The 2347-nt window shown below is 67.8% G+C and carries 1 protein-coding gene; it reads right to left on the reverse strand.

Features of this window, described 5'->3' with window-relative positions:
- On the reverse strand, window positions 1–2347 hold a 2347-nt coding region (locus AB4Z48_RS40345; protein WP_441624487.1), incomplete at both ends, for a pyruvate carboxylase.

Below are 2347 nucleotides of genomic sequence, written 5' to 3' on the forward strand. Positions count from 1 at the left end.
TCGAGCGCGCCGTCCACCGCATCGCAGCCGGCCTCGATCGCAGCCAGTGCGGAAGCGGCCGAGATGCCGCTGGTGTCGTGCGTATGGAAATGCACGGGCAGCCCGGTCTCTTCCTTGAGCGCCTTGACCAGCGCCGCTGCCGCCTGCGGACGGCAGATACCGGCCATGTCCTTGATGCCCAGCACATGCACGCCSGCCTGCTTCAGCTCGCGCGCGATGCCGACGTAGTACTTCAGGTCGTACTTGGATCGCTTCGGGTCGAACAGGTCGCCGGTATAGCAGATCGCGCCTTCGCACAGCGCGCCGCTYTCGCCGACGGCATCGATCGCCACGCGCATATTGCGCACCCAGTTCAACGAGTCGAACACGCGGAACACGTCCACGCCCGCGCTGGCGGCCTGGCGCACGAAGAAGCGCACCACGTTGTCCGCATARTTGGTGTAGCCGACGGCGTTCGAGCCGCGCAGCAGCATCTGGAACAGCACGTTGGGCACGCGCTCGCGCAACTGCTCGAGGCGCTGCCACGGGTCTTCCTTCAGGAAGCGCAACGCCACGTCGAAGGTGGCGCCGCCCCAGCACTCCAGCGAGAACAGCTGCGACAGCTCGCGCGCATAGAACGGCGCGATCGGCAGCATGTCCGCCGTGCGCATGCGCGTGGCGAACAGCGACTGGTGCGCGTCGCGCATGGTGGTGTCGGTGAGCAGCACCTGYTTCTGCTCGAGCATCCAGCGCGAGAACTTCTCCGCGCCGAGCTCGCGCAGGCGGTCGCGCGTGCCATACGGCAGCGGCTCGCCGGTATCGACAGCAGGCATCACCGGACCGGGCAACGGCARCGAGGGCAGCGTKCGGCCACTCATCTCCGGATGCCCGTTCACGCTGACCTCGCCCAGGTAGCGCAGCAGCTTGGTGGCGCGGTCCTGGCGCTTGGTGAACGCCARCAGTTCCGGCGTCTTGTCGATAAAGCGCGTGGTGACGTCACCCGAGCGGAACSCGGGRTAGTTGATGACGTTYTCGAGAAACTGCAGRTTGGACGCGACCCCGCGGATGCGGAACTCGCGCAGCGCGCGGTCCATGCGCCGGATCGCCTCGGGGGCGGTCGGCGCCCAGGTGGTGACCTTGACCAGCAGCGAATCGTAGTACGGCGTGATCACCGCGCCGCCATAGGCRGTGCCGGCATCGAGCCGCACGCCGAAGCCCGCCGCGCTGCGGTAGGCGGAGAGCCGGCCGTAGTCCGGCAGGAARCCGTTCTCGGGATCCTCGGTCGTGATCCGGCATTGCAGCGCATGCCCGTTCAGCGAAATCCCCGCCTGCTCCGGCACGCCCGCGGCGCGCACRACGATCTTGCCSTCGGCRTCGCGCGTGTTCTCGGTCACGCCGATATGGCCGCCCTCGGTGATGCGGATCTGCGCCTTGACGATATCGACCCCGGTGACCATYTCCGTGACCGTGTGCTCGACCTGGATGCGCGGATTGACTTCGATRAAGTAGAACTGGCCGGAGTCGGCATCCATCAGGAACTCGACCGTGCCCGCGTGCGTGTAGTTGACCGCGCGCATCAGCCGCATCGCCGCCTCGCACAGCGCGGCCCKGCCRGCGTCGTCGAGGTACGGCGCGGGGGCGCGCTCCACGACCTTCTGGTTGCGCCGCTGCACCGTGCAGTCGCGTTCGAACAGGTGCACCAGGTTGCCGTGGGTGTCGCCCAGCGCCTGCACTTCAACGTGGCGCGCGTTGCGCACCAGTTTCTCGACATAGACCTCGTCGTTGCCGAACGCGGCCAGCGCCTCGCGCCGGGCCGCGGCCAGCGAGCCTTCCAGGTCCTGCTCGCTTTCCAGGATGCGCATGCCACGCCCGCCCCCGCCCCAGCTCGCCTTGAGCATCAGCGGGTAGCCAACGCCCGCGGCCAGCCGCTTGCAGGCATCCAGGTCGTGCGGCAGCGGGTCGGTGGCCGGCATCACCGGCACGCCYGCCGCGATGGCCGCGTTGCGCGCCGCCACCTTGTTGCCGAGCTTGCGCATGACGTCGGGCGACGGCCCGATCCAGCGGATGCCGGCGTCGATCACCGCCTGCGCGAACTCCGGGTTCTCCGACAGGAAGCCATAGCCCGGATGGATGGCATCCACCTTCGCGTGCCGGGCAATGCGCAGGATGTCGTCAATGTCGAGGTAGGCCGCCAGCGGCTTCTTGCCTTCGCCGACCAGGTAGCTCTCATCGGCCTTGAAGCGATGGAGCGCGAGGCGGTCTTCCTTCGAATAGATCGCCACGGTCCGGATATTCATCTCGGCAGCCGCGCGCATCACGCGGATGGAGATCTCGGAACGGTTGGCAATCAGCAGGGATTTGATCGGGG

The organism is Cupriavidus sp. 2TAF22 (assembly GCF_052115045.1).
In the GTDB taxonomy this organism is placed as follows: Bacteria; Pseudomonadota; Gammaproteobacteria; order Burkholderiales; family Burkholderiaceae; genus Cupriavidus.